At 71.1% G+C, this 14358-nt stretch carries 14 protein-coding genes and 1 pseudogene; 4 read left to right on the top strand and 11 right to left on the bottom strand.

Annotated elements, in window-relative coordinates; genetic code table 11:
* Nucleotides 1-49 precede the first annotated feature (49 nt).
* The 5 genes from ACIGAQ_RS08615 to ACIGAQ_RS08595 form a co-directional block, all read right to left on the bottom strand.
* A complete protein-coding gene (locus tag ACIGAQ_RS08615) occupies nucleotides 50-700 on the bottom strand; it encodes a response regulator (protein ID WP_399780332.1) in 651 nt (216 codons plus the stop codon).
* A gap of 17 nt (nucleotides 701-717) precedes the next feature.
* A complete protein-coding gene (locus ACIGAQ_RS08610) occupies nucleotides 718-2049 on the bottom strand; it encodes a sensor histidine kinase (protein ID WP_399780329.1) in 1332 nt (443 codons plus the stop codon).
* A 186-nt stretch (nucleotides 2050-2235) separates the two neighbouring features.
* Nucleotides 2236-3561, bottom strand: a complete 1326-nt coding sequence (locus tag ACIGAQ_RS08605) for an ABC transporter permease (RefSeq protein ID WP_399780325.1) — start codon at nucleotides 3559-3561, stop codon at nucleotides 2236-2238.
* Nucleotides 3558-4247, bottom strand: a complete 690-nt coding sequence (locus tag ACIGAQ_RS08600) for an ABC transporter ATP-binding protein (RefSeq protein ID WP_399780322.1) — start codon at nucleotides 4245-4247, stop codon at nucleotides 3558-3560. The genes ACIGAQ_RS08605 and ACIGAQ_RS08600 overlap by 4 nt, the downstream gene beginning before the upstream one ends.
* A gap of 510 nt (nucleotides 4248-4757) precedes the next feature.
* Nucleotides 4758-5168: a Rid family hydrolase gene (locus tag ACIGAQ_RS08595; RefSeq protein ID WP_311685681.1), complete on the bottom strand. Its 411-nt coding sequence runs from the start codon at nucleotides 5166-5168 to the stop codon at nucleotides 4758-4760.
* Nucleotides 5169-5248: 80 nt separating this feature from the next.
* On the opposite strand from ACIGAQ_RS08595, the gene ACIGAQ_RS08590 reads away from it, so the two are divergent.
* Nucleotides 5249-5620, top strand: a complete 372-nt coding sequence (locus ACIGAQ_RS08590) for a winged helix-turn-helix transcriptional regulator (RefSeq protein WP_399780318.1) — start codon at nucleotides 5249-5251, stop codon at nucleotides 5618-5620.
* Between the two features lie 332 nt (nucleotides 5621-5952).
* Here ACIGAQ_RS08590 and ACIGAQ_RS08585 read toward each other — a convergent pair whose 3' ends face one another.
* A complete protein-coding gene (locus ACIGAQ_RS08585; protein ID WP_399780316.1) occupies nucleotides 5953-7119 on the bottom strand; it encodes an alkane 1-monooxygenase in 1167 nt (388 codons plus the stop codon).
* Between the two features lie 229 nt (nucleotides 7120-7348).
* Here ACIGAQ_RS08585 and ACIGAQ_RS08580 point away from each other — a divergent pair, with 229 nt between their 5' ends.
* Entirely contained in the window at nucleotides 7349-8044 is a 696-nt protein-coding gene (locus ACIGAQ_RS08580; protein ID WP_399780313.1) for a TetR family transcriptional regulator, read from the top strand.
* A 367-nt stretch (nucleotides 8045-8411) separates the two neighbouring features.
* On the opposite strand, the gene ACIGAQ_RS08575 is transcribed toward ACIGAQ_RS08580, so the two are convergent.
* On the bottom strand, nucleotides 8412-9059 hold the full coding sequence (locus ACIGAQ_RS08575; protein WP_399780310.1) for a hypothetical protein: 648 nt from the start codon (nucleotides 9057-9059) through the stop codon (nucleotides 8412-8414).
* 295 nt (nucleotides 9060-9354) lie between these two features.
* Nucleotides 9355-9759: a hypothetical protein gene (locus tag ACIGAQ_RS08570; protein WP_399780307.1), complete on the bottom strand. Its 405-nt coding sequence runs from the start codon at nucleotides 9757-9759 to the stop codon at nucleotides 9355-9357.
* Between the two features lie 292 nt (nucleotides 9760-10051).
* Between ACIGAQ_RS08570 and ACIGAQ_RS08565 the strand changes: the two are divergent.
* Nucleotides 10052-10618, top strand: a pseudogene (locus ACIGAQ_RS08565) (epoxide hydrolase family protein); the annotation flags it as partial.
* 239 nt (nucleotides 10619-10857) lie between these two features.
* Nucleotides 10858-11172: a hypothetical protein gene (locus ACIGAQ_RS08560; RefSeq protein WP_399780745.1), complete on the top strand. Its 315-nt coding sequence runs from the start codon at nucleotides 10858-10860 to the stop codon at nucleotides 11170-11172.
* Between the two features lie 382 nt (nucleotides 11173-11554).
* Here ACIGAQ_RS08560 and ACIGAQ_RS08555 read toward each other — a convergent pair whose 3' ends face one another.
* The 3 genes from ACIGAQ_RS08555 to ACIGAQ_RS08545 form a co-directional block, all read right to left on the bottom strand.
* Nucleotides 11555-12160, bottom strand: coding sequence for a dihydrofolate reductase family protein (locus ACIGAQ_RS08555; protein WP_399780304.1), 606 nt, complete (start codon nucleotides 12158-12160; stop codon nucleotides 11555-11557).
* Nucleotides 12161-12229: 69 nt separating this feature from the next.
* Nucleotides 12230-12871, bottom strand: a complete 642-nt coding sequence (locus ACIGAQ_RS08550) for a hypothetical protein (RefSeq protein WP_399780301.1) — start codon at nucleotides 12869-12871, stop codon at nucleotides 12230-12232.
* Nucleotides 12872-13414: 543 nt separating this feature from the next.
* A complete protein-coding gene (locus tag ACIGAQ_RS08545) occupies nucleotides 13415-14296 on the bottom strand; it encodes a YegS/Rv2252/BmrU family lipid kinase (protein ID WP_362285549.1) in 882 nt (293 codons plus the stop codon).
* Between the last annotated feature and the right edge of the window lie 62 nt (nucleotides 14297-14358).

Genomic DNA, 14358 nt, shown 5'->3' with positions numbered 1-14358 from the left:
CGCAGCGACCGGCGAACCCGGTGAACCTTCGCGGTCACCGCACTGATCCTCAACCCCCGCCTTGCAGATACCGCAGCACGGCAAGGACTCTCCGGTGGCCGGTCTCTGTGCGCGGCAGGTCCAGCTTGGTGAAGATGCTCGCGGTGTGCTTCTCCACCGCGCGCTGGGAGATGCCGAGCTCCTCCGCGATGGACGCGTTCGTGCGGCCCTGTGCCATCGACGCGAGGACCTCGTGCTCGCGCGCGGTCAGCTCCGCGAGGCCGTGTGCCGTGTGCTGGGCGGCCAGTAGCTTCGAGACCACTTCCGGGTCGAGCGCGGTGCCGCCCGCGGCCACCCGGTGCAGTGCGTCGACGAAGTCGCCGACGTCCAGGACGCGTTCTTTGAGCAGATAGCCGAAGCCGGACATGCCGGTGGCGGCGAGTCGGTTGGCGTAGCGGGTCTCGACGTACTGGGAGAAGAGCAGCACCCCGGTCTCCGGATGGCGTTCGCGCAGCGTCAGCGCGGCGCGCAGCCCTTCGTCGCGGTAGGTGGGCGGCATGCGGATGTCCGCGACGACCACGTCGGGGCGGTGCTCCTCGACCGCCGTGAGCAGCGCCTCGGCGTCGCCCACCGCGGCGACGACCTGCAGACCCCGGTCGCACAGCAGCTGGACCAGGCCCTCGCGTACGACGGCGGCGTCTTCAGCGATCACGATGCGCATGCGGCGGATCCTAGGTCCTACGTCCTGGAGGTCAGCGGCAGTTCGACGGTGACGGTGGTCGGGCCGCCGTCGGGGCTGTCGATGAGCAGCCGGCCGTCCACCGTACTGACCCGCTCCGCCAGACCCGCCAGACCGGTGCCGCCGCCCGCGCGCGGCCGTGCGCCGCCGTGCCCGTCGTCGGCCACCGTCAGGTGAAGCATCCCGCCCTTCGTGTGCGCCGCCACGTCGGCGCGGGTCGCGCGCGCGTGCTTCGCGGCGTTGGCGATCAGCTCGGCCGCGCAGAAGTACGCGATGGTCTCGATCGCCTCGGGAGGTCGTTCGGGCAGGTTCACGTCCAGCGTCACCTGTGGTGTGTCGTATCCCGAGACCAGAGTCTCAAGGGCGACGTCCAGACCGTCGTCGAGGGCCGGTGGGTGAATGCCCCGGACCAGTTCACGGAGTTCCTTGATCGCGGTGCGGGAGCCGTCGAGGGCGGACTGCACCAGCTCGCGGCCGCGTGCCAGTTCGGGGGCGTCGCCGGGAACGCGGGCCAGCTGGTCCTTCGCGCCTGCGAGGGCCATCGCGACCGCGACGAGCCTGGCCTGGGCGCCGTCGTGCAGGTCGCGTTCGATGCGGCGCAGCGTGGTGGCCGAGTACTCGACGGCCAGCGCGCGGGTCTCCTGGAGTTCCTGCACCCGGGTTTCGAGCCGTCCGGGCCCGACCAGGGCGTGGGCCATGGGGCGGACGACCCGGTCGAGCAGTCCGCGCGTCGACCAGGTGGTGAAGGCGAGAACGCCGGCGCCGACCACGGCGGTGACCAGGGCCTGCGGCCAGGTGTGGGGTTCGATGCCGAAGCCGAAGCCGATACCGTACTGGCCGTCCTCCTCGATGGCCCGCCACCACAAGGGGTAGGTGAGCGCGGCCAGGCCGAGGTACCTGCCCATGACCCACACCGCGAACAGGACGAGGCCGACGGGCGTGTACGCGAGGGTGAAGGCAGCGGCGCGCCAGCCGTCACCGTCGGTCAGGGCGGAGCGCAGGCCCCGCGGGCGCTGCCGCTCGGGTGGCGCGGGGATGTCCTCACCGAGCAGGCCGCGCAGCAGGGCGCGGTGCAGGGCGCCGGTGGCGCGGGCAGCGGCGAGCGTGCCGATGAGCAGGACCAGACCGATCTGGACGATCGCGGTGACGATCGCCGTGGCGAGCAGCGCCAGCAGCACGAGGCCGCAGAGCAGCCCGAGGGCCGGGGCGAGCAGGACGTAGGCTGCCTCGCCAGGGGAGCCGAACAGAACGTTCGCGGTCTGACGGGGCGAGTCGGGCATGAGCTTCGCGGCCCGGCGGAGTGAGCGGGGCAGCTTGCGGAGGTGGGGCATCGGGTCCTCGGTGCCTCTCGGGCGGGCGTGGCTGAGGTCGGGCTGTGCCCGTACCGCGCGTCCCCGTGCCGGGCATGACGGGCGTGATCGTCTTGCTCCGGGGCGGGTCGGCGCTTCGTGCCGGGGCTCCGGCGCCGCCTGTCGGGAGGACGGGCCGGGTGCCCACGGCTTTGAGACTTCCATCTGTCACGCGCTCCTGCGAGTGACCCCGTCGATCGGACGCACCCGGAACATCCGCCCCAGCGGGACAGCGGAGGCCGCCCACACCAGGAGAGCCCCCGTGCTGAGGGTCGCCGCCCACGCCCACACCGGAAGGGCGGACATCGGCGTGCCCGTCCTGCCGCCGAGCGGGGCCATCACCGCGCAGCCGATCACCGCGCCCGCGCCGACTCCGGCCAGCGCCGTGATCGCCGACTCGGCGAGTACCACTGCGCGCACCTGCCGCTTCTCGGCGCCGATCGTGCGCAGCAGCGAGAACTCCCGCAGCCGCTCCAGGGTCAGCATCACCAGCGTGTTGGCGGCGATCAGACCCGCGAAGGCGGCGTAGAGCAGGGTGCCGAAGAGCGCCGTCGCGTCGATGTCGTCGCTCGCGGCCAGGGAGACGAACTGGGCGAGCGCGAAGGCAGTCACCATCGCGATCGGCGTGATCGCCGCGGACAGGCGGCCCGCCCTCGCCCGGCACCCCGCTACAGCGAGTTCACCTGCCACGCCTCCCACCGAGCGCAGCACGGGTGCCGCCGCCCGGGTCGCGAGCCGGCCGAGCCAGGGTCCGCCGACGCCGGTGGCCACCAGGTAGGCGAGCAGCACCAGCGGGATCACGTCCCCCGCGTTCTCGGCCGACCCCACCGCGGCCACCACGGTGAGCGTCACGGCGCCCGCGAGGAACACCAGCGAGATCAGGCCCCGCACCCCGCCCGACCGTTCTCCGCCGGGCACCTGCGCCGCCGCGAGCGCCGCCGACGGGCGGGTACGGGAGCTGCGCCGCGCCGCGATGAATCCGCCGAGCTGCGAGCAGACCACCAGCGTGCCGAGCGCGGCGAACAGCGGCCCGAGACCGATGTGCAGCGTCATCCCGGCCGGGAGCATCCCGCTGCCCTCGAGCGCCCCGAACCACGCCCACGCGACGACGGCCCCGAGCCCGTATCCGGCCGGCAGCGCGAGCAGCGCCGTGCACAGCGCCTCGGTCGCCACCATCCGCCGGATCTGCCAGGGCCCGGCACCGATGGCCCGCAGCAGCGCGCTCTCCCGTCCCCGCTGGCTCACGGCCAGGGCCATCACCTGACCGATGACGAAGATCGACATGTAGACGGTGACCTGGCTGAAGACCAAGCCCATCTCGTAGACCGCGTACTGCTCGGGAGAGGACGGCACCCGGGAGGCGGACATCGCGACGGCCACGCTCGCGGTGACGACGGTGGCGCAGAAAACCAGTGCGGCGAAGGTCCCCGCGAAGGCGGAGGGCCGGGCCCTGACGGAGGCGGTGGCCAGGCCGTTGGTAACGAGAACACTCATGCCGGTGCTCCCACGGTGTCCGTCACCAGGCGTCCCTCGGCGAGCCGCAGCACTCGGTCGGCGTGCTCGACGACCGCCGGGTCGTGTGTGACGACCACGACGGTCGCCCCGTACGAGTTCACCGCCTCCCGCAGCAGCGCGAGCACCTCGGCCGCGGTGCGGGTGTCGAGGGAGCCGGTCGGCTCGTCGGCGAAGACCACGTCCGGCTCGGTGACCAGTGCGCGGGCGATGGCGACGCGCTGCTGCTGGCCGCCGGACAGCTCGCCGGGCTTCGCGTCCGCGCGGCCGTCGAGACCGACGCGGGCGAGCATCCGCCGCGCCCTTGCGGGGTCCCTGCGCTTGCCGTCGAGGCGCAGCGGCAGCAGTACGTTCTCCTCCGCGCTCAGTGTCGGCAGCAGGTTGAAGGACTGGAACACGAACCCGATGCGGGCACGGCGCAGCCGGGTCAGCTGCCGCTCACCCATCGCAGAGATCTCCTGCCCCGCAAGGCGCACGCTCCCCGACGTCGGCTTGTCGAGCCCGGCCGCGCACTGCAGGAAGGTCGACTTCCCGGACCCGGAGGGGCCCATGACGGCGGTGAGGGAGCGCGCGTACAGCCGCGCGTCGAGGTCGCGCAGCGCGTGCACGGCCCCGGGTCCGCGGCCGTAGGTTCGGCTGACCCGGTCGAGTTCGAGGATGGCTTCCATGCCATCGACCGTACGAACCCGCTGGTCAGCTAGGCGATGGGGCGGGCACCCGAGTCTGGGGGTCGGTTTTTCCGAACCCTGTGGGCGCGCGCGGAGGGATCGGGCGGCCTGGCCGAAGCCCTCGGCGGTCACGTCGGCACCTGAGTGTCGGACGATCCGGCGACGCGCGCGGACTCTGTCGGAGCGAGCTCCGCACTGCTCAGCGAGTATCCCGGCGGTGGGCTGCCTGCGCAGGCAGCCATCGTGCGCATCGGCTGCTCGGCAGAGGCATCCGGCGAGATCGGCAGCGATCTACGGCAGAGGGGCGTCCCGGCAGGGCTGATCGGTTATGAGGACCGGCCGCCGATCGAGTCGGTGTTCGTGGACGACACTCTCGGACGGTGCCGGTGACCCACTCCGCTCCGCCCGCAGAGGTGCCACAGACACAGCAAGGCAGCTCTGGACCTCCTGCGGTGCCCCGGTGGTCCTCCACGCACAACAAGGGCAGCCGCAGGACCTCGGCCGACCGGCTCAATCGAGGATCGCGGTCGCCTCCACCTCGACCAGGACGTCGGACTCGAACAGGTAGTCGACGCCGATCAGCGAGGAGGGCGGAAGCGGCACCGTCAACCCGATCTCCTCCGCCACCTGCCCGACCCCTGCCATGAACGCGTCGATCTTCTCGGGGGCCCAGTCCGTGACGTAGAACGTGAGCCTCAGGACGTCGTCGAACGACGCACCCGCCCCCGCAAGGCCCTTCGCGGTGTTCCGCAGCGCGTGAGCGACCTGTCCCGCGAGGTCGCCCGGAGCGACGGGCGTCCCGTCCGCCGACCGCGCGACCTGGCCGCTGACGTGCACGTGACGCGTTCCGGTACCCACGGCCACATGCTCGTACGGGGTGGGCTGCAGCATGCCTTCGGGCGTGAAACGACGGACGGACATGGAGGTCTCCTCAGTTCGACCCAACTCGGTATACCTTTGCTACCTGGTAGACGAAGGACACTTCAAGGAGACCAGGTATCGTGCCGGATACTGCACACAACCACGACGACGAGCTCAGGATCGAGCACCCCCACCGGGAGTTCCTCGACCAGGTGCTCGACAAGTGGTCGCTGAGCGTCCTCAACGAACTCTGCGAACGTCCCTGTCGCTTCAACGACCTGCGCCGAGCCATCCCCGCGGTGACGCAGAAGTCCCTCACCGCGACGCTGCGCCGGCTGGAACGCAACGGCATCGTGGAGCGCGTGCTGCTCAGTTCCCGCCCCGTCGCGGTCGAGTACCGCATCACCCCCCTGGGCAAGACCATGCGGCAGCCCATCGAAGTGCTCCTGGAGTGGGCCGCGACCCACATGCCCGAGGTGGAACGCGCCCGCCGCGCCTTCGACCTCGCGTGAACCGGCTCGCACGGCCACAGCGGCGTTCCGTCGACCGCACCGTGCGGTCCACAACAAGGTCCGCACCGGTGGCCCCGGCCAACTCGCCGTGTCCGGTCCGCTGACCGTCGCGGCTGGTGCACGGAGTGGGAGGGCTTCTCCCCTGCGCCCTTGCCAGTGCCGTCGACTCGCGACGGGAGAGGTTCGCTGTACATCCGTCACTGGTGCCGACCGGCTTGTACTTCGCGATACCAGGAAGAAGGAGGACCCGCCGTTCACGAGGAACGGCGGGTCCGCTGGCGAACAACGCGGCAGCAGACGAAGTTCCTCCCGGACCGGTTACCGCGATCCACTCATGAGGGACGCCGCAGGACAGTCTTCGGATGGGTCTTCCGCGGGCCAGGGTGGACGTTCGCCCGGGAGAGATCCCCGTCGTAGTGAGCCCTGAGCCGAGGGTCCATGACGCGCCGCCACAGCGGCGGGAACCAGGCGACGACGATCATGGTGGCGTAACCGGAGGGGAGCTGCGGAGCCTCGTCGAAATGGCGCAGCGTCTGATAGCGGCGCAGAGGGTTGGCGTGATGGTCGGAGTGCCGTTGCAACTGGAACAGCAACAGATTGCTGACCGTGTTGTTGCTGTTCCAGCTGTGCCGGGGAGAGACCCGCTCGTAGCGCCCGTCCGGACGGCGCCGCCGCAGCAGCCCGTAGTGCTCCAGGTAGTTGACCGTCTCCAGCAGGCAGAAACCGATCACGGCCTGAAGGAGCAGGAAGGGAAGGACGACCGGGCCGAAAGCGACGGACAGCACCGCGAACAGGACCACCGTCAGTCCCCACGCCGTCAGTACGTCGTTGTGGCGGCTGACGGCGCGTCGTCCTCGGCGCTCCAGCCGCCGACGCTCCAGGTGCCAGGCCGAGGCCGCACTGCCGGCGACGGCCCGCGGGAGGAAGCGCCAGAAGCTTTCACCCATCCGTGAGCTGGCGGGATCCTCGGGCGTGGCCACGCGCACGTGATGACCGTGGTTGTGCTCGACGTAGAAGTGGCCGTAGCCGCTCTGGGCGAGTGCCATCCGGCTCAACCGTCGCTCCAACTGCTCACGTTTGTGCCCCAGTTCGTGGGCCGTGTTGATCGCCACCCCCGCCACGACACCGGTGGTGGCGGCCAGACCGAGGCTGTCCGCGATCGACAGCGTGCCGTCGGCCCACCGATCGCATGCCCAGACCAGGGTGCCGAACTGGAGGGGCAGGTACAGGTAGGTGCACCAGCGGTAGTAGCGGTCCGCCTCCAGCCGTGCCATCACCGCTTCGGGCGGATTGGCGCTGTCCTTGCCCGTGGCGTGATCCAACAGGGGAAGGACGACGAACGCGAAGAGCGGCCCCCACCACCACAAAGCCTTCGCACCGGTCAGGGAGACGAGACCGGCCGCTTGGAAGGGCAGCGTGGGGACGGCCAGAGCAAGGAGCCAGAGGTACCGCTTCGGATCACGCCAGGTCAGGACGTCTGTGTCGCCGCGCTTCGCCATGAGGGCCTCCCTATCGCAGGCGTTGCGCTTCCGCCGCCGTTCTCGGGCGAGCGGCGGAAGCGCAACTGGGGGGAGCCCCGAGCGTGCCAGCCGCGCATGGCGCTGACAAACCCGGCGCGGTGTCAATGTTCTGATGTCGCGTCAGTTGCGGTGGGCTTCGTCGATTCTGCGCCCACCACCAAGGGTCCGCACCCTCGGCGAGCCCGCACCGCTCTGGCACACTGCTCCGATGGTCGCTGCCCATCCAGTTGTCGAACCCCCTCCCCCGCCACGCCTGGCATGGCGCATCCAGATGCGGGAGCGCGTCCTGGAGGAGGCCTGGACCCTGGCCGCACGGAACGGCTGGGACCGAGTCCGGGTCGCGGACCTGGCGGAGCGGGCCGAGGTGTCTCGGCCGTCGATATACAAGGAGTTCGGCGATCGGGCCGGAATCGGCCAGGCCCTGGTGGAGCGAGAGACGGAGCGGTTCCTGACCCGCCTCGCGGCCGTACTGGACTCCGACCGGGACGGCTTTGCCAGTGCCTTGCGCAGAGGAGTCACCCACACGCTCGACGAGGGCAGCCGCAACCCGTTCATCCGTGCCGTGCTCACCGCCGCCCGGGGAGGAACCGACGCCCTGCTCCCGTTCCTGACGAGCCGGCCGGACCCGGTGTTCTCCTCGGCGCGTGACCTGCTGAACGCCTGGCTGTCCGAGGCCGTACCGGAGGTCGGTCGGCGACAGAGGGACGAAGCAGCGGATCTTGCCGTACGGCTGACGCTCAGTCACATGCTGCTTCCGGTAACCGGACAGGGTGACGTGCCCGAACGGGTGACTCGCGCGGTGTGCGCCGTGCTGGGTGTTCCACCCGTTCCCGTCGACGGCGCCCGCCGGGGCGCGCCGCCGCGCTCCGCAGAGCAGAACCGAAGAGCGCAGGAAGGTGGATGAGTGCCGGTGGACAGCGCGGGCTCAACCCTCGCGCGGCCGCCCTGCGCAGCCATGCCGCCCTTCTGTCAGCGGCGCAGCGCCACTTCCTGGCGTGCGGGGCCGGCAGGTCCCTGGAGGCGGTGGCCAAGGAGGCGGGTGTCGGCCCGGCCCGGCGCTCCGTACCGGCACTGCCCCACGCGGGAAACGCTGCCGGCGTCAGTGCTGCAACGCGTGCCGAGGAGCTGGTGACTTTCCAGGCGGAGATCGCCCGGCTCGGCATCCGGCATCCCCCATCCGCCATCCGGCATCCCCCATCCTCCATCCGGCATCCGGCATCCGGCATCCGGCATCCGGCATCCGGCATCCGGCTGAGCAGCGTCGGGGACGCCTACCGCCGCCGACTCCGCGGCATCAGGCCCGTTCGGCGGGCCAGTTCGTCTTCCGCTCCGATGCCACGGCGCTTGCCCGGCGTCGAACGGACGACGTAACGGAAGGGCATCCCGCCCGGTTCGGCGACCATGCCGCCGAACCGGGTGTCGCCGGCGAACCACACCCGGTCCGCCGGACGGGGGCCGCGCGGGCCGGGCCCGTCCCAGCCATCCGCGGGGACGGGGAACGAGCAGTGGCTTTGGCCGTCCGGCTGGAGCAGCACCACTCGCCCGTCCGTCCCCCAGCGACGACCCCGGACCCGCTCTCCCTCCGCGGCGACCACCCGGACGTCCTGTGTCCGCACGGGCCAGACCTGCCAGGCGTAAGTGGACATCACCAGCCGCTCCCGGCGCCGGGCCCGGCGCCACAGCAGCGTCAGGCCGGCCGTGGCCGCGATGACCGGGGCCAGGCATGCGGTGGTGACCAAGCCGGGGACCGAGCCGGGACCGGCCGCGGAGAACACGGCCGCCAGCAGCAGCACTTCGGTGGTCAGCGCCAGGACACCCCCCCGAAGGCCTCGCTCACGTCGCCGCAGGACGTCCTCGACGCCCGGGGTGTCCACCGCCACGCCGGGCAGCACCTCGTAGCCGTACTCCGTAGCGATCATCACGTTTCCCCTCCCGGAACGGCCGTGGTGCGGCGGTTCGCCGGCCGACCGTACGACCCGCGGCGCTCGAGCGGCGATGCCCGAGTGGCGGCTCGCGTGTATCCACAGCGACCAGAGCCTAATGGCCGAGCCCACTGAGCGGAGCTGCTCAGGTCTGCCCTCCCCGAGGCCCGTTCTCGACGCTTGCCGACTGGCCGCACTGGGCCCAGGGGTGGACCAGCCACGCGCGTGGGCTTCTGGCCCGGGCCGAGCAGCGGACGACGGCACCGCTGCACGGCGCGGAACACGACTGGGCTCAGGAACCGGAGCCCTCGGCTCGGGCGACGGCCGCCGCCGCCAGCAGGGACCAGCCGTCGACATCCACCGCCCGCTGCTCCCCCGGCTGCCACCCACGGGCCAGCGCTACATCAAGCAGGGCCCGGACGGCGCCCGGCTCGTGAAGGTTCAGGTCCGCGCCCCGGGTGAAGCCCACGTTCCCGGAACCGAGGGGCGCCCCGCCCGGGACGTACCGGCCGGGCCCCTCGGCGAAGACGATGCGCAGCGGGCCACTGGTGCCAGCCGGTTGGGGGGACAGGGTGAGGATCTGGCGGCACTCCACGGGCCGGCCGTCTTCGCCTCCTCGGTGGCTGTGCCGCATGGTCCACATGTAGACGCGTCCGTCGGCGACCAGTCGGCGGGGCTGTCCTGAACGGCGGGGCACGCAGCCGAGGATACGTGACGGAACGGACCGGATCAGGTGCGTCCCCCGACCTGCAAGGAACGAGTTGGAATGCGGCGCCCTCCTCGTCCGTCCCCACGGCGTCGACGCCTGTGCTGATGGACTCGATCGGCGGCCAGGTCACACCGGCGGCCGGACCACGCCCCGGTCCGCACCTGAGTGATCAATCGTCTCGGTGTACGCCTTCCGGGGCAGACGCTCTCGGACGGCGTTCCGGGCATCACCGGGATGTGGACTCGAGACACGCTTCAGACGAACGAGAGGACGACCGAGCATGATCAGCACGGAACAGGCCGCTGCCCCCGTCGTGGACCAGTCGGTGCTCGACGACCTGCGCCTGCGCCTGCGCGGCTACCGCCGGGTCGACGTCCCCACCGGATTCGGTTGGGCGCGCGGGGTCGACGGCGACTACCTCGCGGACCTCATCTCCTACTGGGCCCACTCCTACGACTGGCGCGAGCACGAAGCCCGGCTGCGCGCCCTGCCCTGGGTCCTCGCCGGCCGGGGCGACGCGCCGGTGCGGGCACTCCATCTGCGGGCGGCGCGCACCGACGCGGTTGCGGTGGTGCTCCTGCACGGGTGGCCCGACTCCGTCCTGCGGTTCGAGAAGGTCTGGCCCTTGCTGTCCGACTTCCATGTGGTCGTTCCGGCCCTGCCCGGGTTCCCGTTCGCCGCGCCTGTCGCCCGCCGCGGCATGTCGTCCCGGGACATGGCCGAAGCAGTCGCGAACGCGATGGCCGAGCTCGGTTACGAGCGCTACGTCGTGTCCGCCGGTGATGTGGGCTGCGACGTCGCCGAGGCACTGGCCGCCGCACAGCCCGACCGCGTCTCCGCCCTGCACCTGACGGACGTGTCGCAGTACCGCTTCCTGGTGGACCTGCCGAAGGACCTGTCCGACGCGGAGCAGGCGTACGTCCGGCACGGTCATCACTGGCAGGCCACGGAGGGCGGTTACATGCACGAACAGGCCACCAAGCCACACACGTTGGCGGTGGCACTCGGGGACTCGCCCGCCGGCCTGGCCGCCTGGATCCTGGAGAAGCTGCGGCGTGGACCGACTGCGGCGGCGATGTGGAAACGGTGTTCAGCCAGGACGAGTTGCTCACGTGGATCACCGCGTACTGGGTCAGTGGTGCCATCGGCACCTCCTTCACTCCCTACGCCGAGAGCGGGCCGAAACCGGCCGGGCGCATCGACATCCCCACGGCCTTCACGATCTTCCCGAAGGACCTCGTCAACGCGCCCCGGGAGTTCGCGGCACGCTTCTTCGACGTCCGCTCCTGGACGGAGGAGCCCGCCGGCGGCCACTTCGCGGCCTGGGAACGCCCGTCGGAGTACGCCACCGGCGTCCGCACGGCGGTGAACCTGGCGAAGCAGGGATCTGCGTCTCCGTGATCCTGCTCGCCCGGGCATGCGGCGCCGTTTCAGGCGGTGAAGCCGGGGGATGTCTCGTCGCCGGGGCCCGCTGCGGATGCGGCAGGTCCGCTCCCACAGGGCCCTGCTGAGGTGGCCGGCTCCGGCGGTGAGGACGCCGCCGTCGAGGCAGGCCCGGCCATCGACCTGCTCGGTCGTTCAGGAACCGTTGTCGTCGAGCACGCGGACGGCGACGACCTTCGTCTGCTGGGCGACGGCGGGTCGCCCACACGACGTCGAAGGAAGGGCATGCAGCTCAGGACCATGATCGTGGTATCCACGCCGCACAGTACTGGCCGATGACGAGACCGCCCCGTGAAATCCCGGCGCGCAGGAATCAGTTGGGGCAGCGCCCGCACTCGGGTTAGTAGCTGTCGTAGTGGGGCTTGCCGGCCGGGCGGTAGGCACCGACGATCGTGCCGCTCTTCGTCGTCGAGACGCTGACCGGTTCCAGGGCGGTGGGGACCGCTCCGTCGGCGAAGAGTCGCTTGCCGGTACCGATGATCACCGGATGGATGGTCAGCCGGTACTCGTCGACCAGGTCGTGCCGCATGAGCGTCTGGGCGAGATCGCCACTGCCGACGACGTTGATGTCGCCGCCGTCGGATGCCTTCAACTCGCGCACGGCGTCGGCGACGTCGCCCTGCAGCAGCGTGGAGTTCTCCCACTCCAGGGAGGTCAGGGTCCTGGACGCCACGTACTTGCGCATGCTGTTCATGCGCTCGGTGAACGGGTTGTCCGGGTCGGCGGTCGGCCAGTACGCCGCGAAGATGTCGTACGTCCTGCGGCCGAGCAGCATCGCGTCGGCGGGCTCGTACCAGCCGGCGATGGCCGCGCCGACCTCCTCGTCGGAGACCGGCTTCTGCCATCCGCCGTGCTCGAAGCCGCTCTCGGGGTCCTCGTCCGGACCGCCCGGTGCCTGCATGACGCCGTCCAGCGACAGGAACGTGCAAACGATGATCTTGCGCATGGTGCGCTCCCTTCGTGTCTAGGGGTGGACTGCGCGGCCGTCGGAAACTCATCGGCAGGGGCCCGGACCTCAAAGTTGCTTGCGCTGTCCCGGCCCGAACGGGCCGGTCGCGGGAGCGACGCAGAGCTCCACGAGGGTCTGGGTGCCGGCCGCGGAACCGGTCACGCAGAGCCGTCCGCCGCGGTCGCGCAGGTCGAGGGAGAACCGGGTGGTCGTGCCCGACTGGCGTAGGTCGTGGATGCGCTCGTCGATGTAGCCGAGATCGTTCAGGACCGCTCTGACTTCGGTGGGCTCGGGGTTCTTCAGCTGCCACAGGGCTGCCGTTACGCGCTGCTCATGGCGGTGCCCCGCGCACCACTCCCGGGCGTTCAGCTCCACCTCCGGCCCGGCCGTGGGGGCGATCGGCTCGACGGCGCCCGGCAGTGGCTCCTGCCCACCGGGCGGCAGGGTGGTCGCAGGCTCGGTCGGGGACGTCCGTGACGGGCCGTCGTCCGGGCACGACTCCGCGACCTGCTCCAACATCGTCGAGAAGGCTGTATGGGCCTGGCCCTCGACGCCTTTCGCGTGCTTGGTCCGGCCGGCGTCCGTGCCGGCGCTCTCGGTGCCGCACGCGCTGAGTCCCACGGTGACCACGAGTGCCGTCAGGAGGGTGACGCGCGAGCGGCGGAGAGTGTGGGCGGCTGTGCTGGCCAACGCGGAAGATCGTCTCATGCGCCCAGTATTCGAACGGGTCACGACGCCGGCATGAGTGTGCCTACTCAGGTAAGTGGGTCTGATCGCTCAGCACCCTTGTCAAGCCTCGTTCGTATGTAAGAGGGCCTCTTGGGCGTAGAAGAGATGGGGGCGTAGCGGGCGGGGCAGGGCGAAGGTGAGGTGGCGAATGCGGGCGTCGTCGAGCTACCGGGCGCGGCGCCAAGCCGAACAGGGCGCGGGTGCCGATGACCGATCCGGAGGTGGTGGAGGCCTGGCGGCGGCCCCGCCACAGCTGCTTCAGCCGATGCACCTCAACATGGCGTGCATCGCTGAGGTACATGGCCATGGGTCCGGACGCGGTGCGCAGGAGCATTACCGAGCGCCGCTGACGCAGAACTTCGGGCGCTGTGAGTCACGGTCACGGCAGGCGTACATCCGGCCGCCGCCGGAGGCCTCGATCGCGAGGGCCTTCGTCACGGCTTGTCAGGCCAGGGACGGCGGCTGGCCATCCGCCGGCGGCATCTGCCAGACCGGTGGCAGAGGCGTATGCCGGCCGCCGCTTCAGCACAGGACTCTCAGTGCGCCGGGCAACACCTTCGCCGTGACCGGGAGGGCCCCCTCGATCTCGCCGTCCGCCCCGTAGGGGAGATCTCTGTCCGCCTCGATGCGAATCTCCCGGCCGCGCACGACCTGCACCTGGGGCCGATGGATGTGAGCGCCGGTGTCGAGTTCCTTCATCAGGGCGAAGAACAGCCGGCGTGGCGCATCGCGGATCATCACGACGTCGAGCAGGCCGTCGTCCAGCCGGGCCCCGGGAGCGATGCGACGCGCTGAGCCGTAGAAGCTCGAGTTCGCGGCCACCACGGTGTAACCGGTACAGGCATGATCGCGGCCGTCGATGGTGATCCGGTAGCGGACGGGACGCCAGGTGCTGATCGCGCGAAGGGCTCCGCTGTAGTAGGAGGCCGAACCGCGCAGCAGTCGGGATCGATTGGCGTGGAGGTTGGCCAGCGCGTCGACACCTGCGTAGACGCTCCCGAGCGCGACGGTACCGGCGTGGACGGACGAGGTGACCTCGATCGTGTCAACAGCACGCGGCGTTCCGTGGAGCAACACCCGGGCCACGCCTTCGGGATCGCTGGGCAGGCCCAGGGCCCGGGCGAAGTCGTTGCCGCGCCCGGCCGGGACCAGGCCCAGCAGGGTGCCGGTGCCGCTGAGGGCCCCGCCGATGCTTCCGGTGATCCCATCACCGCCGACGGCGATGACCACCCGGCCGTCTTCCCCGGCACGCTGGGCGAGTTCGCGGGCGTGGGCCAGGCTGCGGCTGTACTCGGTCTCCAGCTCGGCGCCCGCTTCCCGGAGCTGACGGGCCACCTTCACCAGCGCGGCAGCGCCGGTGGCCCCGCCCGCGGTGGGGTTGACGACGGCGGTGAACAGTCGCATCGATATGCCTCCGGGGTGAAGGGGGGTGCGCCGGCAGTCGTCCGGTCAGGAGTGGTGGGGCT

It is taken from the genome of Streptomyces sp. NPDC085932, assembly GCF_044540525.1.
GTDB lineage: Bacteria > Actinomycetota > Actinomycetes > Streptomycetales > Streptomycetaceae > Streptomyces > Streptomyces levis.
Note: the sequence above shows the minus strand (reverse complement) of the source record. Positions and strands in the feature narration are given on the sequence as shown.

Bases quoted from the DNA above. Each gene is read 5' to 3' on its own strand.
- ACIGAQ_RS08615 (WP_399780332.1), bottom strand. From the start codon at position 700: ATGCGCATCGTGATCGCTGAAGACGCCGCCGTCGTACGCGAGGGCCTG.
- ACIGAQ_RS08610 (WP_399780329.1), bottom strand. From the start codon at position 2,049: ATGCCCCACCTCCGCAAGCTGCCCCGCTCACTCCGCCGGGCCGCGAAG.
- ACIGAQ_RS08605 (WP_399780325.1), bottom strand. From the start codon at position 3,561: ATGAGTGTTCTCGTTACCAACGGCCTGGCCACCGCCTCCGTCAGGGCC.
- ACIGAQ_RS08600 (WP_399780322.1), bottom strand. From the start codon at position 4,247: ATGGAAGCCATCCTCGAACTCGACCGGGTCAGCCGAACCTACGGCCGC.
- ACIGAQ_RS08595 (WP_311685681.1), bottom strand. From the start codon at position 5,168: ATGTCCGTCCGTCGTTTCACGCCCGAAGGCATGCTGCAGCCCACCCCG.
- ACIGAQ_RS08585 (WP_399780316.1), bottom strand. From the start codon at position 7,119: ATGGCGAAGCGCGGCGACACAGACGTCCTGACCTGGCGTGATCCGAAG.
- ACIGAQ_RS08580 (WP_399780313.1), top strand. From the start codon at position 7,349: ATGGTCGCTGCCCATCCAGTTGTCGAACCCCCTCCCCCGCCACGCCTG.
- ACIGAQ_RS08575 (WP_399780310.1), bottom strand. From the start codon at position 9,059: ATGATCGCTACGGAGTACGGCTACGAGGTGCTGCCCGGCGTGGCGGTG.
- ACIGAQ_RS08555 (WP_399780304.1), bottom strand. From the start codon at position 12,160: ATGCGCAAGATCATCGTTTGCACGTTCCTGTCGCTGGACGGCGTCATG.
- ACIGAQ_RS08550 (WP_399780301.1), bottom strand. From the start codon at position 12,871: ATGAGACGATCTTCCGCGTTGGCCAGCACAGCCGCCCACACTCTCCGC.
- ACIGAQ_RS08545 (WP_362285549.1), bottom strand. From the start codon at position 14,296: ATGCGACTGTTCACCGCCGTCGTCAACCCCACCGCGGGCGGGGCCACC.